A 16,765-nucleotide genomic window follows, 5' to 3' on the forward strand; every position below is an offset into this window, starting at 1 on the left:
CCCTCACTTTTTATGGTGAATTTTTTTAAAATTTAGTTTCCTATCCAGTGATCAACGCCATTTTTCTCATATTATGAGCGATGCAATGTAATCCCCACTCAATTTTAACCTTTTCTAGCCCTTTTAACAGGAATCTTCGCATACCGTGATTCCCTTTAATGTCTCCAAAGACGCTTTCAACCTCGACCGGCCTCAAGCTCCTCATGCGCAAACCTTCTTCTGAACACAAATTCCTGCGGGCCTGTTCTTTATAGGCATTCAGTTTGCGATTGACATATATTCTTCTGTTAGCGTATGGATCGGATGACTTCACGCACTGGTTCCGATGAGGACACCCGGAACAATTCAGGCATTCATAGATTCGGATCAAACTCCTATAGCCATTGTCACTTTTTTGGTGCCGCTCGTATAAGAAAATGAGTGTTCTCCCATAACCGCAGATATATTCATCATTTTCATGGTCATAGGTGAAGTTCTGTGGTTTCGTTATGTCTTCTTTCCATTTCTTACTGGCTTCTTTGTGGAAGGTATTATATTTGACATAAGACACAAGCTTTTTCTCCTGCAGATAGTCGTAATTTTCTTCGCTGCCATAGCCGGCATCGGCAATAATATTCTTTGGTAATTCCCCATGCAGGAGCGTTTTTAATTCTTCCAGGTGATCCTTCATACAGCTGGTATCGCCCGGTCTCTGATGAACACTGTAACCGACCACAAACTGGTTCTCCGTCCCGATCTGGACATTGTAACCTGGCTTTAACTGACCGTTTTTCATATGGTCTTCTTTCATTCGCATAAAGGTGGCATCGTGATCTGTCTTGGAGTAACTGTTTCTTTCTTCCAGGATCAGTTCTTGCTGTTCATATTTCTGCATTCTTGGCAGATAATCTTTCGTAAGGGTGTTTCTTGTTTTCTTTAACTTTTTGGTTTCAGCATCTACTGTCTCTTCTTCCGATTTCTTAGCCAGTCTCTCGTCAATTTTCCTTACGGCTTCTTCAATAGCCTCTGAGTCAATGGGCTTGCCATTGCCTAGCTCTTCTAAATCACTGTCGCCGTATTCCGCATTTTCTTCTTCATTGATCTGATCGATTTCTTTAAATAATTCCCGGCATTTCTCCCTTAACGCTTCTTTATAGCGCTTCGTGGATTTGCCCCATACCCAACTGTATTTATTGGCATTGGCCTCAATTTTTGTCCCGTCTAAAAAATAATTTTCCAGCTTGATGTATTTTTCTTTGACTAAGAGTTCAATAACTTCAGCAAATACTTCTAGAATAACCTCTTTCATCCGTTCACTCCGGAAGCGGTTAACTGACATGAAATCCGGCTGATTGCCGCCGCACAGCCACATATACATAATATTTTCACGGGCCGCTTTTGCTATCCGGCGGCATGAAAAAACCCTGTCCGTATACGCATAAACCAATAACTTGGTCATCATGACAGGGTGAAAGCTGGAACGGCCGCCTCCAGGATATTTGGCAAACAAGGGTTCGAGATTCATGCGATCGATAGCACGATTCACAACTCGGACGACATGGTTTTGAGGAATCAGGCTGTCGATGCTTAACGGCAGTGTTTGTTGTTCCTGCACATAAGGTTTAAATACTTTCTTGGTATGTACTTTCTGCCCTTTCTTAGACATTCAAATACCTCCAAATATGGCAATATTTATATCCATAGACATTATACCACATTCACGTCAAAATATCTCCCTATATCTGCTGATTTCTTCAAATATTGCAGACTTGCACAGATTCACAAGCGGACGTTAGTGGCAGCAGCGTTAAAAAACAGAAATCCGCAGCGTTAAAACATGCCAACGGTTAACTTGCAGTAAACAGCGGGGTTTTGGCATGTTAGCGAGGGTTTCTGTTTTTAGCTGCGAGAACGGGGGAGCGGTGGACTGTGCGAGTCTGCACTACCCCAAAAAGAAAAGACGCCATTTTTTTAAATTGACGTCTTTCGCTTGGGGCTAAGTTGTGATACAGCCCCTTTCTTTGTGTCTGTGGCTGACGTCATGGATCCGCTTTTAGTGGATCCATGTGTAAACGGGACGGAGCAATATTGAATTCTTTAACTCTTTTCATGATGTTTGCAAATACTTCGAGCCTTTTTTCTGCTGTTTTTAAGATTCCGCTGGATCGCAAATAATAAATAGACGGTTTATAATTATACACCATAAGTAGAAATATTTGTTAAGAAATAACATGGTAAGACTGAACTTCACTTATTACAATCATGATGGCGACCGCCGAAATTAATAGTATAAATACTAAATCTCCCATGCTTAATTTTCTTTTCATTCTTCTACCCCGATGTTATTTAATTCTTTTGCTGATATTAATTCGATTCCTTCGGTCCCCTGAACCTTTTTCAATTTGGCTTTTTCTAGAATTTCTTTTTCCAAAATCCCCATGATATATTTCCTGGGGCGCAAAATGATCTCATTGAGTATGAGCCCCGGACAGAAAAACCTGCACCAGAATCTGCTGATAAAGAAGGAACTAAAAATCACGACCGGCAAGATAAGCCACTGAATGCCGAACCCCTGCCGGCCAAATAAAGTGGCAAATGGCTCATACCCGGCAAAACTCGGTGATTTTGTCAGGAATGCCCCTATGAGTGCTAAGTAGATCAATGCATACCTTATTTTAGCCGCTTTGGCTTCGACTGCTTTATTACAGCATTTGAATTTACCGCCGCCTACTTTGGCCGTGATTTCCTGCAAAGCGCCAAACGGACAAAGCCAGAAGCAGTAAACATTCTTTCCTAAGATAAAGGTGATCACCGGGATTCCGATTAAGAGGATATACCAAACGAGGTTTTCACGAATAGACGGGAAATTCCCCATGAGAAGTCCGGTAATATTTGCAAGCGAAATGGGCGTATTATATTGGAAACCAATGATGACTAAACTTCCTAAAAGGACAAGCCAGCGTAATTTTTTTTGTTTGAATGCCACGCCAATCACCATCAGGATGACCAACGCTATGACGGCAATTTCCTTGGATCCGAACTTAAACGGCTCCACTTCATCCTTAACATTCAGCCCGAACTCGCTCCTGGCTACGGCATGGCTTCCCTGGGAAACCGCTTTGGCTATCCCCCTTGTAGAAAAGGTTGCGCCCGATATCCGGTCGATATCCTTGTTAATGGATAAAGGATCTGTGATGTCTTTTCCGATAAATCTTTCCAAATATTTCTGATCTAGAATATTATCGATAAATGATGGTGTATCCTTGTGTGCAGCGATAACCGTCCCGACAATTTTTCCTTGCAGGTTAATTCCGGTAACCATCTTGATCGGACCGCCATAAGCAACCGCTTGCTCGATTACGACGTAGCCTATTTTTTCTTCCTTACCATCTTTGCTCTGTTTATTTGCTTCATAAATAAGAGGGGAAGACGCAATCTTTTGAAAAGATTGCGCTTCCGAAAAAACTTGATTCATAAACGGTATGATATTGTTATCTGTATGAGTCCAACCGAAACCTAACGTTATGAGGAATATAACTGCTGCTGCAAACACAATGATTTTATTTGCTGAGTTTTTCATTTCTTGCTCCTGTTAAAGGTCTGCCTGACTGAAATTATGCGGCCTCTACTTTATCAGCTTTCTTTTTGGAGGGTATCAAAGAATTTAACCGTACCGTAACGATAACTAAGACAAGAAGGATCGCTCCGAAGATTAACAGCCCCATGCCTGCAGCCTGCATCTCACCTTCGGCAATGCTGTAGACGATCCAAGCCAGGAGAAATGCTCCCCAGATCACGGATATTACTGTTAAAATCCAGCGGGCTACGGACATTTTACCTGCAGCCTGGAACTTGATATAGACAAACCATAAGGATGATGCCATGAGTGCTCCCAAGATTAACCAGAAAATAATCATATTACCTCTCCTCTTTTCTTATTTATTCCAGAATTCCTTTATTGCATCCGGAACAGAAATCTTACCATAACCGAACAAATCGTCAAAGAACCTCAGAACGGGTTTTGCAGGTGTTTCTGTGCCCAACCTTACTAAGTCGTGATGCCATTCCTGGCGTTTGTTGTAAGGGCAGGCCTTAATACAAATACCACAGTCAGTACCGACTTTTGACCATTGTGTCATACACTTCACGCCATCTTGAGCCCATTTTTTGACTCCCGGATTCGTTATGGCAGATGTTTTAAAACTTGGTTCTACATCATGGGATATTGCTTGTGACGGGCAAGCGTCAGCACATTTCATGCAGGTTTTGCAGAATTCCATCGCTCCAAAGGTAACCGGTTTATCAATAGCCAATGGCATATCCGTGAACAATTTATATATCCGCACTCTCGGCCCATATTCCTTAGTGACCATAATACCGATTCTGCTGATCTCCCCTAGGCCGGCCTGAATAGCCAAGGGAATACTTAAAGCCGTATCATTGGAACAAGGTATGGCCTGGTAGCCTAATGTCCTGATAAATTTAGCCAACTTATGGAGGAGAACACCCGCATCGGAGTATTCATTGCCGGAAGCAGCCCCTTGGGGCAAAGCTGGGGCAGTCTGATAGCAGTCATAATCCATTTCAAAAAGCGCCACAATAACATTTGTAGGCGTAAACGGTAACTTATTTGGAACAGGTTTACCCGTTGCGAGATCGAGAACTTCAGAAAAGAGCCACCGTTCATCATAAGGGCCAATCCCGACCTTACATGATCCCCAGAATTTTGTTACTCTTTTGATGATCGCGCTCGCAGCTTCGGGGCTTTCAAATTGGTACTTGTTGGGGTTTACTTCGCCTTCCCAAGTAAATAACCCTTGTGATTGAAAACCCGGAGCGCCCAGACCCTTATTGATATCCTCTTCAATCGACCAGCAGGCATGATCAAAGGCGAACTCAAGCTGTCCCCAGCCCTCTCCTCCTTCTTGAGGTATTGTCCCAAACCTTTTTCCGGCATATTCTGCAGAGACAGCACCAATCGGAGCCTGAGAAGCCATGCTATACCGTTTGTAGTCACTGGAGATTTCCACCGGCATGTCATCATGCTCGACAACTTGTGCATTTGCGATGCTATTACTTCCCAGCAGTTCAGAACCGAACAATGCGGCACCTGCTGCTCCGACCCCTACTCCTAGAGAGGTCTTCAAAAAACCGCGTCTGCTAAATTCTTTGGAAAAGGTTTTTTTCTTCTGAGTTTTTTTCTCTTTGGCATTTTCAGGAATCATACCTTATCTCCTCCTTAAAATATTTGAACTACAAATATCATAGATAAAATAAAATATAATGAATAGATCTCTATTTAACAGATGTTCACTATACAACATTAATTAAATTTTAGGACAAAATAGAATTAGTTGTTTCAATATTTAAAGGGAGAATCAAGCGTAATAGAAAAAATTAGGCTGGTCTCTGACAAAAAATTGGTGTACACTAAATATTGTCAAAATGATATTGCAGGATCATATTAAAGAAATATCCTCTAACAACGAAATTATGATGCTTTATACCCTAGATGAATTTCAGGGAAATCTATCGAAGGTGAGTGTGCCATTTATGAAAGAAATTAGAAAAGATAATTTTACACAAATCATCAAACTTTCTAATATCTCTCAAAAATTATTGGACGTAGGAGAAGAAGTTTTCTTTGCCAAAAATAAGATACTTGTTTCTGCCGGAGATGTCCCCGATGGATTTTATTATCTAAAAGATGGACTGGTTAAATCTTGTGTATACTCTACAAATGGTAATGAATATATATGTGGCCTTATAGACAAGGGAAGTATCTTTTTGGAAGCCAACGCAATTTTCAGTATTCCTAGTGATGGTTATTTCAAGATCATGGAGCCTTCGCATTTACTTTTTTTTAGGAAAGAAAACTTTTTGAATTTGTTACAAACCGACTTTGATGTAACGCTATCAATATTACAATCGATTACCTGCAAATTTTTAGCAAGTGGTTATTTTTTTACTGAACTGCTGGTTCATGACTCAGAATGGAGACTATGCCGCCTATTATTAACATTTGCCGATAATTTTGGAATAGAAATAGAAAATAAAATAAAGCTGAATATTAAAATCAGTCAGCAGTTTATTAGTGACATGCTGGGTGTCAATAGAGGTACGGCCATAAAGGTGATCAATAAATTAAAAGAAATGAATTTAATCGAGCAAACAAACGGCTATTATTTTATTAAAGATTTGCAACGGCTAAAAAACCATCAGGCCAAAATTACGACTTAAATGGTAGCTGATACTGTCCATCCCCCGTAAAAGTCGCCAATGAAAAAATAACCAAGGCTGAAAGCCAGGGCTATAGTGAATTTTATATTATTAATAAACTTACTTTTTGGATTATTGCTTATATGCGATGTTTCATATTATTACAAACATAAATCAAAATATTTGTTAAGAAACAGCATGATAAGCCTGCCATTCACTTATTACAATCATGATAGCGACCGCAGATATCAATAAGATAAATACTATATCCCTCATGCTTAATTTGCTGTTCATTCTTTTACCTCGATGTTATTCAATTCATTTGCAGATCTTGCTTCGATTCCTATCCCTTTGATTCCTTCTATTCCCCGAACCTTTTTCAATTTTGCTTTTTTAAAGATTCCTTTTTCTAAAATCCCCATAATATATTTCCTGGGACGTAAAATGATCTCATTGAGTATCAAGCCTGGACAGAAAAACCTGCACCAGAACCTGCTGATAAAGAAAGAACTAAAAATCACGACCGGCAAAATAAGCCACTGGATACCGAATCCCTGCAGGCCAAACAAAGTGGCGAATGGCTCGTAACCGGCAAAACTCGGTGTCTTTGTCAGAAATGCCCCTATCAGTGCCAGGTAGATGAGTATATATCTTATTTTAGCCGCTTTTGCTTCGATCCTTTTATTGCAGCATTTGAATTTACCGCCGCCTACTTTTGCAGTTATTTCCTGCAAAGCGCCAAACGGGCAAAGCCAGAAACAGTAAACATTCTTTCCTAATATGAAGGTGATAATAGGGATTCCGATTAAGAGGATATACCAAACGAGGTTTTCACGGATGGACGGGAGATTCCCCATTAATAATGCGGCAATGTTGGCAAGGGAAATCGATGTATTGTATTGAAAGCCAATGAAGACCAAGCTGCCTATCAGGGCAATCCAGCGCAGTTTTCTTTTTTTGAATGCGACACCAATTACCGCCAGGATGACCAAAGCGATGACTGCAATTTCCTTTGCCCCGAACTTAAACGGCTCTACTTCATCCTTCACATCCAGCCCGAACTCGCCCCTGGCTACGGCATGGCTTCCCTGGGAAATAGCTTTGGCAATCCCGCGGGAAGAAAATGTGGCGCCGGAAATACGGTCAATATCCTTGTCAATGGACAAGGGGTCCGTGATGTCTTTGCCGATGAATTTCTCCAGGTATTTCTGGTCGATGACCTTATCGATAAAGGATGGCGTATCCTTATGGGCGGCAATAACCGTTCCTACAATCTTTCCTTGCAGGTCAATTCCGGTGACCATTTTGATCGGGCCGCCATAAGCAACCGCTTGCTCGATTACGACGTAGCCTATTTTTTCTTCTTTGCCGTTTTGATCTTTCGTTATTCCTTCGTAAATAACAGGGGAAGACGCAATCTTTTGAAAAGATTGCGCTTCCGGAAAAACTTGATTCATAAAAGGTATGATATCACGATCAGTATGAGTCCAACTGAAACCCAACGTTAGGAGGAATATAACTGTTGCTGCAAAAACAATAATATTACTTAAAAATTTTTTCATAATTTTCTCATTTTTTGCTCCTGTCAAAAGGTCTGCCTTACCCTGATGTCATGCGGCCTCTACTTTATTGGCTTTCTTTTTTGAGGATATTAAAGAATTTAACCGCACTGTAAGGATAATTAGTCCAATAAGAATGGCTCCGAAGATTAACAGTCCCATACCGGCAGCCTGCATCTCACCTTCAGCAATGCTGCTGACAATCCAGGCCAGGGTAAAGGCTCCCCACAGTACAGATATGGAAGTCAAAACCCAGCGAGTTACGGACATTTTGCCTGCAGCCTGGAACTTGATATAGACAAACCATAGGGATGATACCATGAGTGCACCCAGAATTAACCAGAATATGATCATCATTCTCTCCTCTTTTCTAAAATATTTTTACTTATTCCAGAAGTTCTTTGTCGCATCTGAAGCACTCACTTTTCCGTATCCAAACAGATCATCAAAGAACCTTAGGATTGGACGGGCTGGCGTTCTTGTTCCCAGCTTCACGAAATCATGGTGCCATTCATCAAGTTTGTTATATGGACATACTTTAACGCAGATTCCACAGTCAGTTCCAACTTGTGCCCATTGGGACAAGCATTTTTCGGCATCTAAAGCCCATTTTTTTACACCGCCACTTGTGGATACCGTTATAGTTTTAAAACTTGGTTCTTTGTCATGCGATATCGCTTGCGAAGGACAAGCGTCGGCGCACTTCCTGCAGGTTTTACAAAATTCTGCAACCCCGAAAGTAATCGGTTTATCAACAGCTAACGGCAAATTGGTAAAGATCTTGCACAATCTGACTCTTGGTCCATATTTAGGCGTAATGAGGATCCCAATTCTGCTAAGTTCTCCTAATCCTGCGTGAACGCCCAAGGGAACACTTAATGCTGTATCATTGCCGCAAGGTATGGCCCGATAACCTAATCTTCTCAAGAAAGTTGCCACCTTATGAGCCGTTACACCCATATTGGAGTAGATATTGCCGGCAGAAGCACCTTCAAGCAGGGCCGGAGCAGCTTGAAAACTTTCATAATTCATTTCAAAAGCCATTACGATTACGTTTGTCGGTTCAAACGGGAAGACATTTGGTTTTAAAGTCGCCGTCTTCGGGTCAGTGATAACATCCGTGTAGACCCATCTATCATCATAGGGTGCGATTCCTACTAAATCTGCTCCAAAAAAGGTGGCTGCCTTCTTTACCGCTTGGCTTGCAAGTTCAGGCGTTTGAAATTTGTAAGCATTAGGACTTACTTTTCCTTCCCAGTTATATAATCCTAAATTCGCGAATCCAGGAGCATGATAGCCATTGACATCATCCTCAACGGACCAAGCTGCATCATCCATAGCATATTCAAGCTGACCCCAGCCCTCTCCGCCTTCTTGAGGGATTTCACCGGTTTTTTTCCCGACATACTTAAAAAAGTCTGCTTGAACAATTTGATCCCCACTAAAAGCTCTCATAAACACAGTATTCTTTTGATTATAACGTTTGTAATCACTCGAAATCTCCATCGGCATTGTATCATGTTGTTCAATGCCTGCAGCATTCGCTACGCTGTTTACACCAGGAAGCTCGTAACCTAACAAAGCCGCACCGGCTGCCCCAACCCCCATTCCTATAGATTTTTTCAAGAAGTTCCGCCTACTCAGTCTTAACTTTTTTCCATCAGAATCCTGTTTGACCAAAGTCATGTTTTTGCCTCCTTTTTTCTTATTTAATTCAAAATACCATGGAGAAAAAAAGAGAACCAGTAGTCTGGATTACCGTAGTAAGCCCAAATTACTAGTTCGTATATCTGAAAAATCGTATTTAATAAGAAAATTATTTAATCTTTTGTCTTGCCTGGTACTGTTCTAGTCCGTTTAAATCCTTAATATAGTAGTAGCCGTCAATTTGCTCAATATAATTCATACCTTTAAGCTTTTTGATAATTTTGATGCTGGTGATCCTATTGATCCCGAGTAAATGGCCAATAAATTGGTGACTGATTTTGAAATTCAATTTAGGGGCTGCTGAATAACGGTAAAATCAGCATAAACACTGGGTTTTAACCCCGACTTTTGGTAAAATAGTACATGTAAACATAAATATTATGTTAAAAAACCTTGCACTTGGGAGCGTGTTTTCATGTACAAACCTACCGAACAGCAGATTACATTTCCGCACGAATTCTTTCTGCCTTTTGGCGGGAACTTAAACCCGGACAATAAATGGTGTAAGCTCGCATTAATGATCCCCTGGGCCGAAGTTGAGAAGAAGTATGCCAGAAGTTTTCCTGTCAGTCGCGGACAAAAAGCCTATTCGGTGCGTTTGGCACTCGGATCTCTGATCATTCAAAATGTGAAATCATTATCTGACCGTGACACGGTCGAAGAGATCACAGAAAATCCGTACATGCAATATTTCATTGGCCTAAGTGCATTTGTAGATAAACCGCCATTCAATCATTCACTCATGACCCATTTCCGCAAACGTTTGGACAAGGATATTATCAACGAAATCAACGAGATTACTAGCAGACTAGCCGGAGAACATGAATATCCAGAAAACCCAGATGACCCAGATGACTCAGATGGCTCAGACGACACCCCTCCTTCTGATGGTGAAGACTCTGATGATACAGGACAAGAAGAGAAAACGAATGAAGAACCTTCAGAAACCAAGAACTCAGGCAAGCTGATCCTGGATGCAACCTGCACCCCTGCGGATATTCACTATCCTACAGATATCTGGCTTTTGAACACAACCCGGCAGGCTTTGGAAGAAATCATTGATGTACTGCATGCACCGCATGCCGGGATTCTCAAGAAACCCAGATCCTACCGTCGCAATGCACGCAAAAGCTATCTGAACATTGATAAAAAGAAACATAAGACTGCTAAGATGATCCGCAAAGGAATCGGAGGACAGCTGCGATATATTCGACGGGATCTGAAAAACATTAAGACTCTTGCTGAAAAAAGTTCGCTGACTCTCTTAACTAAACGCCAATACCGCAATCTGCTCGTCAGTCAAGAAATCTACTGGCAACAGCTGGAAATGTACAAACAGGGTAAACATTCGGTAGAAGATCGCATCGTCAGCCTGCATATGCCTTTTGTCAGACCCATAGTACGAGGCAAGTCAAACGCAGATGTAGAATTTGGAGCTAAGCTTGCCATCAGTGTTGTGAACGGATTCAGTTATATGGAGAGCTTGAGCTTTGACGCTTTCAATGAAAGCAAGACACTCATGCAATCGGTTGAAAACTACTACCAAAGGTATGGTTTTTATCCAGAAGCCGTGATGGCAGACAAGATCTACCGGAACAGAGATAACCTTAACTACTGCAAGAAACTGGGCATTCGATTGAGCGGTCCACCGCTCGGCAGACCAGCCAAAGATCAGGAACTATTAAGAGAACAAAAGAAACAAGAACGGCTGGATGCTGGAATACGAAACGCTGTTGAAGGAAAATTCGGAGAAGGTAAGCGGTTTTATGGGCTCGGACGTATCATGGCACGTCTCAAAGAAACCAGTGAGACTGTTATCGCCATGCAGCTGTTGGTAATGAACCTGGAGCGCAGGCTCCGGATTCTTATACTCAATTTTATTAGAGAGAATTTCGGGCTGATCAGGTTAGCTTATTGAGAAAATAACATCCTGTTCAGCAGCCCCCAATTTAATCATGTTCTCTGTTTCAATACCATAAGATTTGGCCATTGATATAAAGAGATTGCATATTCTCCATTCAACATCATGAAAGAGTAATTCTTCTATTCGAGACATGCTTGAAAAAAATTTCTTTGTCAATGATTCCATAATAAATAATGATATATCCAGATTATTTAATATTAATTCCATAAGTTTATTTTTGGATAGATGAATTATATAAGAATCTTCAACTGCTTTGAAGTATGTAAAAGCCGGAACATCGAAAAGCAGATTAGACTCTAGGAAAATACTTCCATCTTCAAGAATGAATTCTATTTTTTCGTTACCTTCAGGAGAGTATTCTATACATAATACCCTTCCCTTTAAAATATAATAAAATTTGTCAATGATTTCGCCTGGCGAAGCTATCGTTGTATTTTTTTTGTAAAATTCTTTCTCTCCCGCTTCAATTAAAGTCTTCGACACTCTTTGTGATCTGAGGATGCTAGAAAACATTTCTTTCAAAATTAATTCACCCCCTAAGACCAATTTTCAGAAAATCAAATTGGAGAGTCTCTATCTTAGATCAGTTTTATTATTTTTAGCTATCTCTACTTTTAAAATTAATATTACACTCTTTCAATATTTTTTACAAAAATAAAAATAATCTTTTGCCCTATAAGGTCCATTTGTTTTACATAGAGTTAAAAAAGACGGTTTTCGATTGCAATACCGCCCGTTCTGTCCATTAATCTATTCACAATTAATTACACCAATATCTTCCGGAGGCAAAGGCTCAGAACGTTTTTAAGAATCCCGCCTAACATTCAGAATATAGCAGAAGACAGAGATCTACTAGTAGTCCAGACAACTAACGACCTTGGCTTTTGATACGTTATACCCTTTATCTGGATATCCTGAAATTCGCCAACGTAAAAATGACCAAGGCTGAATGCCAAGGTCATAGAGAAGTTGAGATATTTGTTTAAGAGATAGCGTGATAAGCCTGCCATTCACTTATTACAATCATGATAGCGACCGCAGATATTAATAAGATAAATACTATATCCCTCATGCTTAATTTGCTGTTCATTCTTTTACCTCGATGTTATTCAATTCATTTGCAGATCTTGCTTCGATTCCTATCCCTTTGATTCCTTCTATTCCCGGAACCTTTTTCAATTTTGCTTTTTTAAAGATTCCTTTTTCTAAAATCCCCATAATATATTTCCTGGGACGTAAAATGATCTCATTGAGTATCAAGCCTGGACAGAAGAACCTGCACCAGAACCTGCTGATGAAGAAAGAACTAAAAATCACGACCGGCAAAATAAGCCACTGGATACCGAATCCCTGCCGTCCAAATAAAGTAGCAAATGGTTCATAACCGGCAAAACTCGGTGTCTTTGTTAGAAATGCCCCTATCAGTGCCAGGTAGATGAGTATATATCTTATTTTAGCCGCTTTTGCTTCGATCCTTTTATTGCAGCATTTGAATTTACCGCCGCCTACTTTTGCAGTTATTTCCTGCAAAGCGCCAAACGGACAAAGCCAGAAGCAGTAAACATTCTTTCCTAAGATAAAGGTGATCACCGGGATTCCGATTAAGAGGATATACCAAACGAGGTTTTCACGAACAGACGGGAAATTCCCCATGAGAAGTCCGGTAATATTTGCAAGCGAAATGGGCGTATTATATTGGAAACCAATGATGACTAAACTTCCTAAAAGGACAAGCCAGCGTAATTTTTTTTGTTTGAATGCCACGCCAATCACCATCAGGATGACCAACGCTATGACGGCAATTTCCTTGGATCCGAACTTAGACGGTTCCACTTCATCCTTAACATTCAGCCCGAACTCGCTCCTGGCTACGGCATGACTTCCCTGGGAAACCGCTTTGGCTATCCCCCTTGTAGAAAAGGTTGCGCCCGATATCCGGTCGATATCCTTGTTAATGGACAAGGGATCCGTGATATCTTTGCCGATGAATTTCTCCAGGTATTTCTGTTCAATGACCTTATCGATAAAGGATGGCGTATCCTTATGGGCGGCAATAACCGTCCCTACAATTTTTCCTTTAAGATCGATTCCGGTGACCATTTTAATCGGACCGCCATAAGCAACTGCTTGCTCGATTACGACGTAGCCTATTTTTTCTTCCTCACCGTTTTTCCCTTGGATTCTTCCTTCATAAATAACAGGGGAAGACGCAATCTTTTGAAAAGATTGCGCTTCCGGAAAAACTTGATTCATAAAAGGTATCATATCATTATCTGTATGAGTCCAACTCAAACCTAACGTTAGGAGGAATACAACTGCTGCTGCAAATACAATCATTTTATTTGCTGTGTTTTTCATTTCTTGCTCCTGATAAAGATCTACCTGACTAAAATTATGCGGCCTCTACTTTATTGGCTTTCTTTTTTGGTATAAAGGAATTTAACCGTACCGTTACGATTACTAAGACAAGAAGAATTGCTCCGAATACCAGTAATCCCATACCGGCAGCCTGCATCTCACCTTCGGCAATGCTGCTAACGATCCAAGCCAGCGTAAATGCTCCCCAGATTACGGATATGGACGTTAAAATCCAGCGTGCTACGGACATTTTGCCTGCAGCCTGGAATTTGATATAGACAAACCAAAATGATGATGCGATGAGTGCGCCCAGGATCAACCAAAAGATAGCCATATTATCTCTCCTTTTCTCACTAATACATTTTTATTTTTTCCAAAATTCTTTTATTGCTTCGGTAACCGTTGCTTTTCCATATCCAAACAAATCGTCAAAGAACCTAAGGACGGGTCTTGCAGGTGTTCTCGTCCCCAATTTCACGAAGTCATGATGCCATTCATTCGGTTTGTTGTAAGGACATACTTTAATACAGACTCCGCAGTCAGTTCCGGCCTCTCCCCACTGTTTCAAACATTTATCAGCATTGAGAGCCCATCTTTTCACACCAGCATTGGTGGAAGGTGTTGCCGCTACAAAACTTGGTTCTTTGTCATGGGATATTGCTTGAGAAGGACAAGCATCTGTACATTTCTTGCAGTTCATGCAAAATTCTTTAACCCCAAAAGTAATCGGCTTGTCAACCGCCAAAGGCAAATCGGTAAATATTTTGCATAAACGCTGTCTCGGTCCAAATTCCGGAGTGATAAGAATACCTATCCTGCTGAGTTCTCCCAGTCCCGCTTGAATCGCCATAGGAACACTTAAAGCAGTATCATTGCCGCAAGGTATGGTTTGGTAACCCAAACTTCTAATAAAATGAGAGAGCTTATTGACCAGAACACCCATATTGGAATAAATATTTCCGGTAGCAGCTAGTTCAAGAGAAGTGGGAGCAGCTTCAAAAGCTTGGTAATCCATTTCTAGTGCCAGTATAATTGCATTAGTAGGTTGAAACGGGAACACATTCGGAACGCTGTCCAGCTTTTGCATATCAAATACTTTTGAAAATACCCATCTTTCGTCATACGGAGTAATCCCAACCAGGCTTGCACCAAAGAATTTTGCAGCCCTTTTGACAGCTTCACTTGCTGCTTCTGGGCTCTCAAATTTATATTGATTAGGATTCACTTTGCCACTAACTTGTGAGGGCTTCCATTCATAGAGTCCCTGACTGGCAAAACCCGGTGCATGATAACCATTGAGACCGTCTTCTACACCCCAGGCGCCCGCTACCATCGCTTCTTCAAGTCTGCCATAGCCCTCGCCGGTGTTTATCGGTATCGTTTGCATATGCTTTCCGAAATACGTCTCAAATGAAGTCTTGACTGCAGGATCTCCCATCATAGCGCGAAAAATAACACCTTTTTTCTGATCATAACGCTGGTAATCACTGGAAATTTCTACCGGCATTGTATCATGCTGTACGACCTCTGCAGCATTGGCTATGCTGCCGTCGTAACCCAACAAAGCTGCACCTGCAGCCCCGGCCCCTATTCCGATTGAGGTTTTTAAGAAACCCCGTCTGCTAAATTTTTGGGACAAGGCCTTTTCTTGTTTTGTACTTTCTTGCGTTGTGCTTTTAGTTTTTTCGTTACCCAAATCCATAGTACATCTCCTCCCTAAAATATTTCTATGAATAAACTATCACTTCTCAAAATTAATAGTAGAAGTCCTGACCTAGATCACGTTTGATAGACACAGAGAATACCCCTATAATCAAAATAACGGAGGTATTCAAAATGGCTTACGACAAAGAGTACAAAGAGTTGGTTGTCAAGAGGATCATAAACAAGGAAACAACGATCAGAGAAATGGCAACAGAGCTAGGCGTGCATTACACAACAGTGCGCGACTGGGTCAGACAATATAAGCAACATGGAGACGAGTCCTTCCCAGGCAAGGGCAAACTGCGTCCCGAGGATGAGGAGATCATAAAGCTCCGCAAAGAATTACTTGATCTTAAAGAGGAAAACGCAATCCTAAAAAAAGCGGCGGCCTACTTCGCGAAAAATCAGAAATAAAGAAGTTCAAATTTATTTATGAACATCGCTCCGTATTTCGGATTGCGAAGATGTGTCAGGCCTTAAACGTATCAAGGAGCGGTTATTACGCTTTTCTAAAAAGACCGCCCAGCGCCAGAGCCGAAAGAAAAGCTGCGCTGCTGAAAACCGTTACAAGCCTCTTTTACAAATACAAGCGCATCTATGGTGCGACCAGAATAACCAAAGAGCTGCCTCAAGAGCAATTGGCCTGCAAGACAACAGTTGCCAAAGTGATGCGGGAGAACGGCCTTCGTTCAAAGGTGATTAAGAAATACAAAGCAACCACAAACTCACGTCACAACTTGCCAGTTGCTGAAAATATACTTAACCGTGAGTTCACTGCATCCCGTCGCAATGAAAAATGGGTTTCAGACATCACGTACATTGCTACGGATGAGGGCTGGCTCTATCTGGCAGGGATTCTGGATCTTTACGACCGTTCAATTGTCGGTTGGTCAATGGATAGCCGTATGAAAACGTCACTCGTGATATCGGCTCTAAGGAATGCCATCGGTCGCAAAAAACCTAAAGAAGGTCTCATTTTACATTCAGATCGTGGTGTACAGTATGCCAGTCATAACTACCAGAAACTAATCCAGGAAAAGAACTTTGTTTGCAGCATGAGCCGCAAAGGCAACTGTTATGACAATGCCCCAATGGAATCATTCTGGGGTAAGTTGAAAACAGAATGGCTTAATGACATGCATTTCAAGACCAGAGATGAAGCAAGATCAGCAGTATTTGAGTACATTGAGCTCTTTTACAATCGCAATCGCATTCATTCTTCCAACGATTACATAGCGCCATTAAAGGTGCATGATGCAGCATGATTGCGTAATTCAATGAAAACAATAATTATTTAGGGTTTCTCCGTGTCTAC

At 41.2% G+C, this 16,765-nt stretch carries 15 protein-coding genes and 1 pseudogene; 3 read left to right on the top strand and 13 right to left on the bottom strand.

The genetic code is table 11. From position 1 onward, the window contains the following. Positions 1-40: 40 nt before the first annotated feature. The 5 genes and pseudogenes from DHBDCA_RS11625 to DHBDCA_RS11640 all read right to left on the bottom strand — a co-directional run bounded on the left by DHBDCA_RS11625 (position 41) and on the right by DHBDCA_RS11640 (position 5,204). Positions 41-1,645: an IS1182 family transposase gene (locus DHBDCA_RS11625; protein ID WP_015042568.1), complete on the bottom strand. Its 1,605-nt coding sequence runs from the start codon at positions 1,643-1,645 to the stop codon at positions 41-43. Positions 1,646-2,033: 388 nt separating this feature from the next. Next, a pseudogene (locus DHBDCA_RS15830) lies at positions 2,034-2,141 on the bottom strand (5-methyltetrahydrofolate--homocysteine methyltransferase); the annotation flags it as partial. A gap of 161 nt (positions 2,142-2,302) precedes the next feature. Next, a complete protein-coding gene (locus DHBDCA_RS11630; RefSeq protein WP_015044407.1) occupies positions 2,303-3,559 on the bottom strand; it encodes a 4Fe-4S binding protein in 1,257 nt (418 codons plus the stop codon). 34 nt (positions 3,560-3,593) lie between these two features. Beyond that, the gene (locus DHBDCA_RS11635; protein ID WP_015044408.1) at positions 3,594-3,896 is read right to left on the bottom strand and encodes a hypothetical protein; all 303 of its coding nucleotides are present in this window, start codon (positions 3,894-3,896) and stop codon (positions 3,594-3,596) included. An 18-nt stretch (positions 3,897-3,914) separates the two neighbouring features. Further along, on the bottom strand, positions 3,915-5,204 hold the full coding sequence (locus DHBDCA_RS11640; RefSeq protein ID WP_015044409.1) for a reductive dehalogenase: 1,290 nt from the start codon (positions 5,202-5,204) through the stop codon (positions 3,915-3,917). Positions 5,205-5,532: 328 nt separating this feature from the next. Here DHBDCA_RS11640 and DHBDCA_RS11645 point away from each other — a divergent pair, with 328 nt between their 5' ends. Further along, positions 5,533-6,219, top strand: a complete 687-nt coding sequence (locus DHBDCA_RS11645) for a Crp/Fnr family transcriptional regulator (RefSeq protein ID WP_041225795.1) — start codon at positions 5,533-5,535, stop codon at positions 6,217-6,219. 269 nt (positions 6,220-6,488) lie between these two features. Here DHBDCA_RS11645 and DHBDCA_RS11650 read toward each other — a convergent pair whose 3' ends face one another. The 4 genes from DHBDCA_RS11650 to DHBDCA_RS11665 all read right to left on the bottom strand — a co-directional run bounded on the left by DHBDCA_RS11650 (position 6,489) and on the right by DHBDCA_RS11665 (position 9,753). Beyond that, the gene (locus DHBDCA_RS11650; RefSeq protein WP_015045371.1) at positions 6,489-7,760 is read right to left on the bottom strand and encodes an FMN-binding protein; all 1,272 of its coding nucleotides are present in this window, start codon (positions 7,758-7,760) and stop codon (positions 6,489-6,491) included. 48 nt (positions 7,761-7,808) lie between these two features. After that, positions 7,809-8,111 carry a hypothetical protein gene (locus DHBDCA_RS11655; protein WP_015044412.1) on the bottom strand — a complete coding sequence of 101 codons (303 nt, stop codon included), beginning with the start codon at positions 8,109-8,111 and terminating at the stop codon, positions 7,809-7,811. 27 nt (positions 8,112-8,138) lie between these two features. After that, positions 8,139-9,443 (bottom strand): reductive dehalogenase, encoded by a 1,305-nt coding sequence (locus DHBDCA_RS11660; protein WP_015044413.1) that lies wholly within the window; start codon positions 9,441-9,443, stop codon positions 8,139-8,141. A gap of 130 nt (positions 9,444-9,573) precedes the next feature. Continuing rightward, positions 9,574-9,753 carry a helix-turn-helix domain-containing protein gene (locus DHBDCA_RS11665; RefSeq protein ID WP_015044414.1) on the bottom strand — a complete coding sequence of 60 codons (180 nt, stop codon included), beginning with the start codon at positions 9,751-9,753 and terminating at the stop codon, positions 9,574-9,576. A 126-nt stretch (positions 9,754-9,879) separates the two neighbouring features. On the opposite strand from DHBDCA_RS11665, the gene DHBDCA_RS11670 reads away from it, so the two are divergent. Further along, complete coding sequence (locus DHBDCA_RS11670; RefSeq protein WP_015043754.1) at positions 9,880-11,382, top strand: IS5 family transposase; 1,503 nt, start codon at positions 9,880-9,882, stop codon at positions 11,380-11,382. On the opposite strand, the gene DHBDCA_RS11675 is transcribed toward DHBDCA_RS11670, so the two are convergent. From DHBDCA_RS11675 to DHBDCA_RS11690, 4 genes are all read right to left on the bottom strand, one after another. Continuing rightward, entirely contained in the window at positions 11,371-11,901 is a 531-nt protein-coding gene (locus DHBDCA_RS11675; RefSeq protein WP_242825023.1) for a Crp/Fnr family transcriptional regulator, read from the bottom strand. The genes DHBDCA_RS11670 and DHBDCA_RS11675 overlap by 12 nt on opposite strands. A 573-nt stretch (positions 11,902-12,474) precedes the next feature. Further along, on the bottom strand, positions 12,475-13,746 hold the full coding sequence (locus DHBDCA_RS11680) for a 4Fe-4S binding protein (protein WP_015044416.1): 1,272 nt from the start codon (positions 13,744-13,746) through the stop codon (positions 12,475-12,477). A gap of 34 nt (positions 13,747-13,780) precedes the next feature. Then, positions 13,781-14,080 carry a hypothetical protein gene (locus DHBDCA_RS11685; protein ID WP_015044417.1) on the bottom strand — a complete coding sequence of 100 codons (300 nt, stop codon included), beginning with the start codon at positions 14,078-14,080 and terminating at the stop codon, positions 13,781-13,783. Between the two features lie 30 nt (positions 14,081-14,110). Then, the gene (locus DHBDCA_RS11690) at positions 14,111-15,448 is read right to left on the bottom strand and encodes a reductive dehalogenase (RefSeq protein ID WP_015044418.1); all 1,338 of its coding nucleotides are present in this window, start codon (positions 15,446-15,448) and stop codon (positions 14,111-14,113) included. A 134-nt stretch (positions 15,449-15,582) separates the two neighbouring features. Between DHBDCA_RS11690 and DHBDCA_RS11700 the strand changes: the two genes are divergently transcribed. Further along, positions 15,583-16,715, top strand: a protein-coding gene (locus DHBDCA_RS11700) for an IS3 family transposase (protein ID WP_256364946.1) whose coding sequence is annotated in 2 segments (ribosomal slippage) — positions 15,583-15,835 and positions 15,835-16,715 — 1,134 coding nt in all. Because the reading frame shifts where the segments join, the coding sequence is not laid out codon by codon here. Positions 16,716-16,765 lie beyond the last annotated feature (50 nt).

Origin of the sequence: Dehalobacter sp. DCA (assembly GCF_000305775.1) — a bacterium.
Taxonomy (GTDB): Bacteria; Bacillota; Desulfitobacteriia; order Desulfitobacteriales; family Syntrophobotulaceae; genus Dehalobacter; species Dehalobacter alkaniphilus.

What these genes read in the sequence shown, in the direction of transcription:
- DHBDCA_RS11630 (WP_015044407.1), bottom strand. Translation starts at nt 3,559, where the DNA reads ATGAAAAACTCAGCAAATAAAATCATTGTGTTTGCAGCAGCAGTTATA.
- DHBDCA_RS11680 (WP_015044416.1), bottom strand. Translation starts at nt 13,746, where the DNA reads ATGAAAAACACAGCAAATAAAATGATTGTATTTGCAGCAGCAGTTGTA.
- DHBDCA_RS11650 (WP_015045371.1), bottom strand. Translation starts at nt 7,760, where the DNA reads ATGAAAAAATTTTTAAGTAATATTATTGTTTTTGCAGCAACAGTTATA.
- DHBDCA_RS11640 (WP_015044409.1), bottom strand. Translation starts at nt 5,204, where the DNA reads ATGATTCCTGAAAATGCCAAAGAGAAAAAAACTCAGAAGAAAAAAACC.
- DHBDCA_RS11690 (WP_015044418.1), bottom strand. Translation starts at nt 15,448, where the DNA reads ATGGATTTGGGTAACGAAAAAACTAAAAGCACAACGCAAGAAAGTACA.
- DHBDCA_RS11685 (WP_015044417.1), bottom strand. Translation starts at nt 14,080, where the DNA reads ATGGCTATCTTTTGGTTGATCCTGGGCGCACTCATCGCATCATCATTT.
- DHBDCA_RS11660 (WP_015044413.1), bottom strand. Translation starts at nt 9,443, where the DNA reads ATGACTTTGGTCAAACAGGATTCTGATGGAAAAAAGTTAAGACTGAGT.
- DHBDCA_RS11635 (WP_015044408.1), bottom strand. Translation starts at nt 3,896, where the DNA reads ATGATTATTTTCTGGTTAATCTTGGGAGCACTCATGGCATCATCCTTA.
- DHBDCA_RS11655 (WP_015044412.1), bottom strand. Translation starts at nt 8,111, where the DNA reads ATGATCATATTCTGGTTAATTCTGGGTGCACTCATGGTATCATCCCTA.
- DHBDCA_RS11645 (WP_041225795.1), top strand. Translation starts at nt 5,533, where the DNA reads ATGAAAGAAATTAGAAAAGATAATTTTACACAAATCATCAAACTTTCT.
- DHBDCA_RS11675 (WP_242825023.1), bottom strand. Translation starts at nt 11,901, where the DNA reads ATGTTTTCTAGCATCCTCAGATCACAAAGAGTGTCGAAGACTTTAATT.
- DHBDCA_RS11670 (WP_015043754.1), top strand. Translation starts at nt 9,880, where the DNA reads ATGTACAAACCTACCGAACAGCAGATTACATTTCCGCACGAATTCTTT.
- DHBDCA_RS11625 (WP_015042568.1), bottom strand. Translation starts at nt 1,645, where the DNA reads ATGTCTAAGAAAGGGCAGAAAGTACATACCAAGAAAGTATTTAAACCT.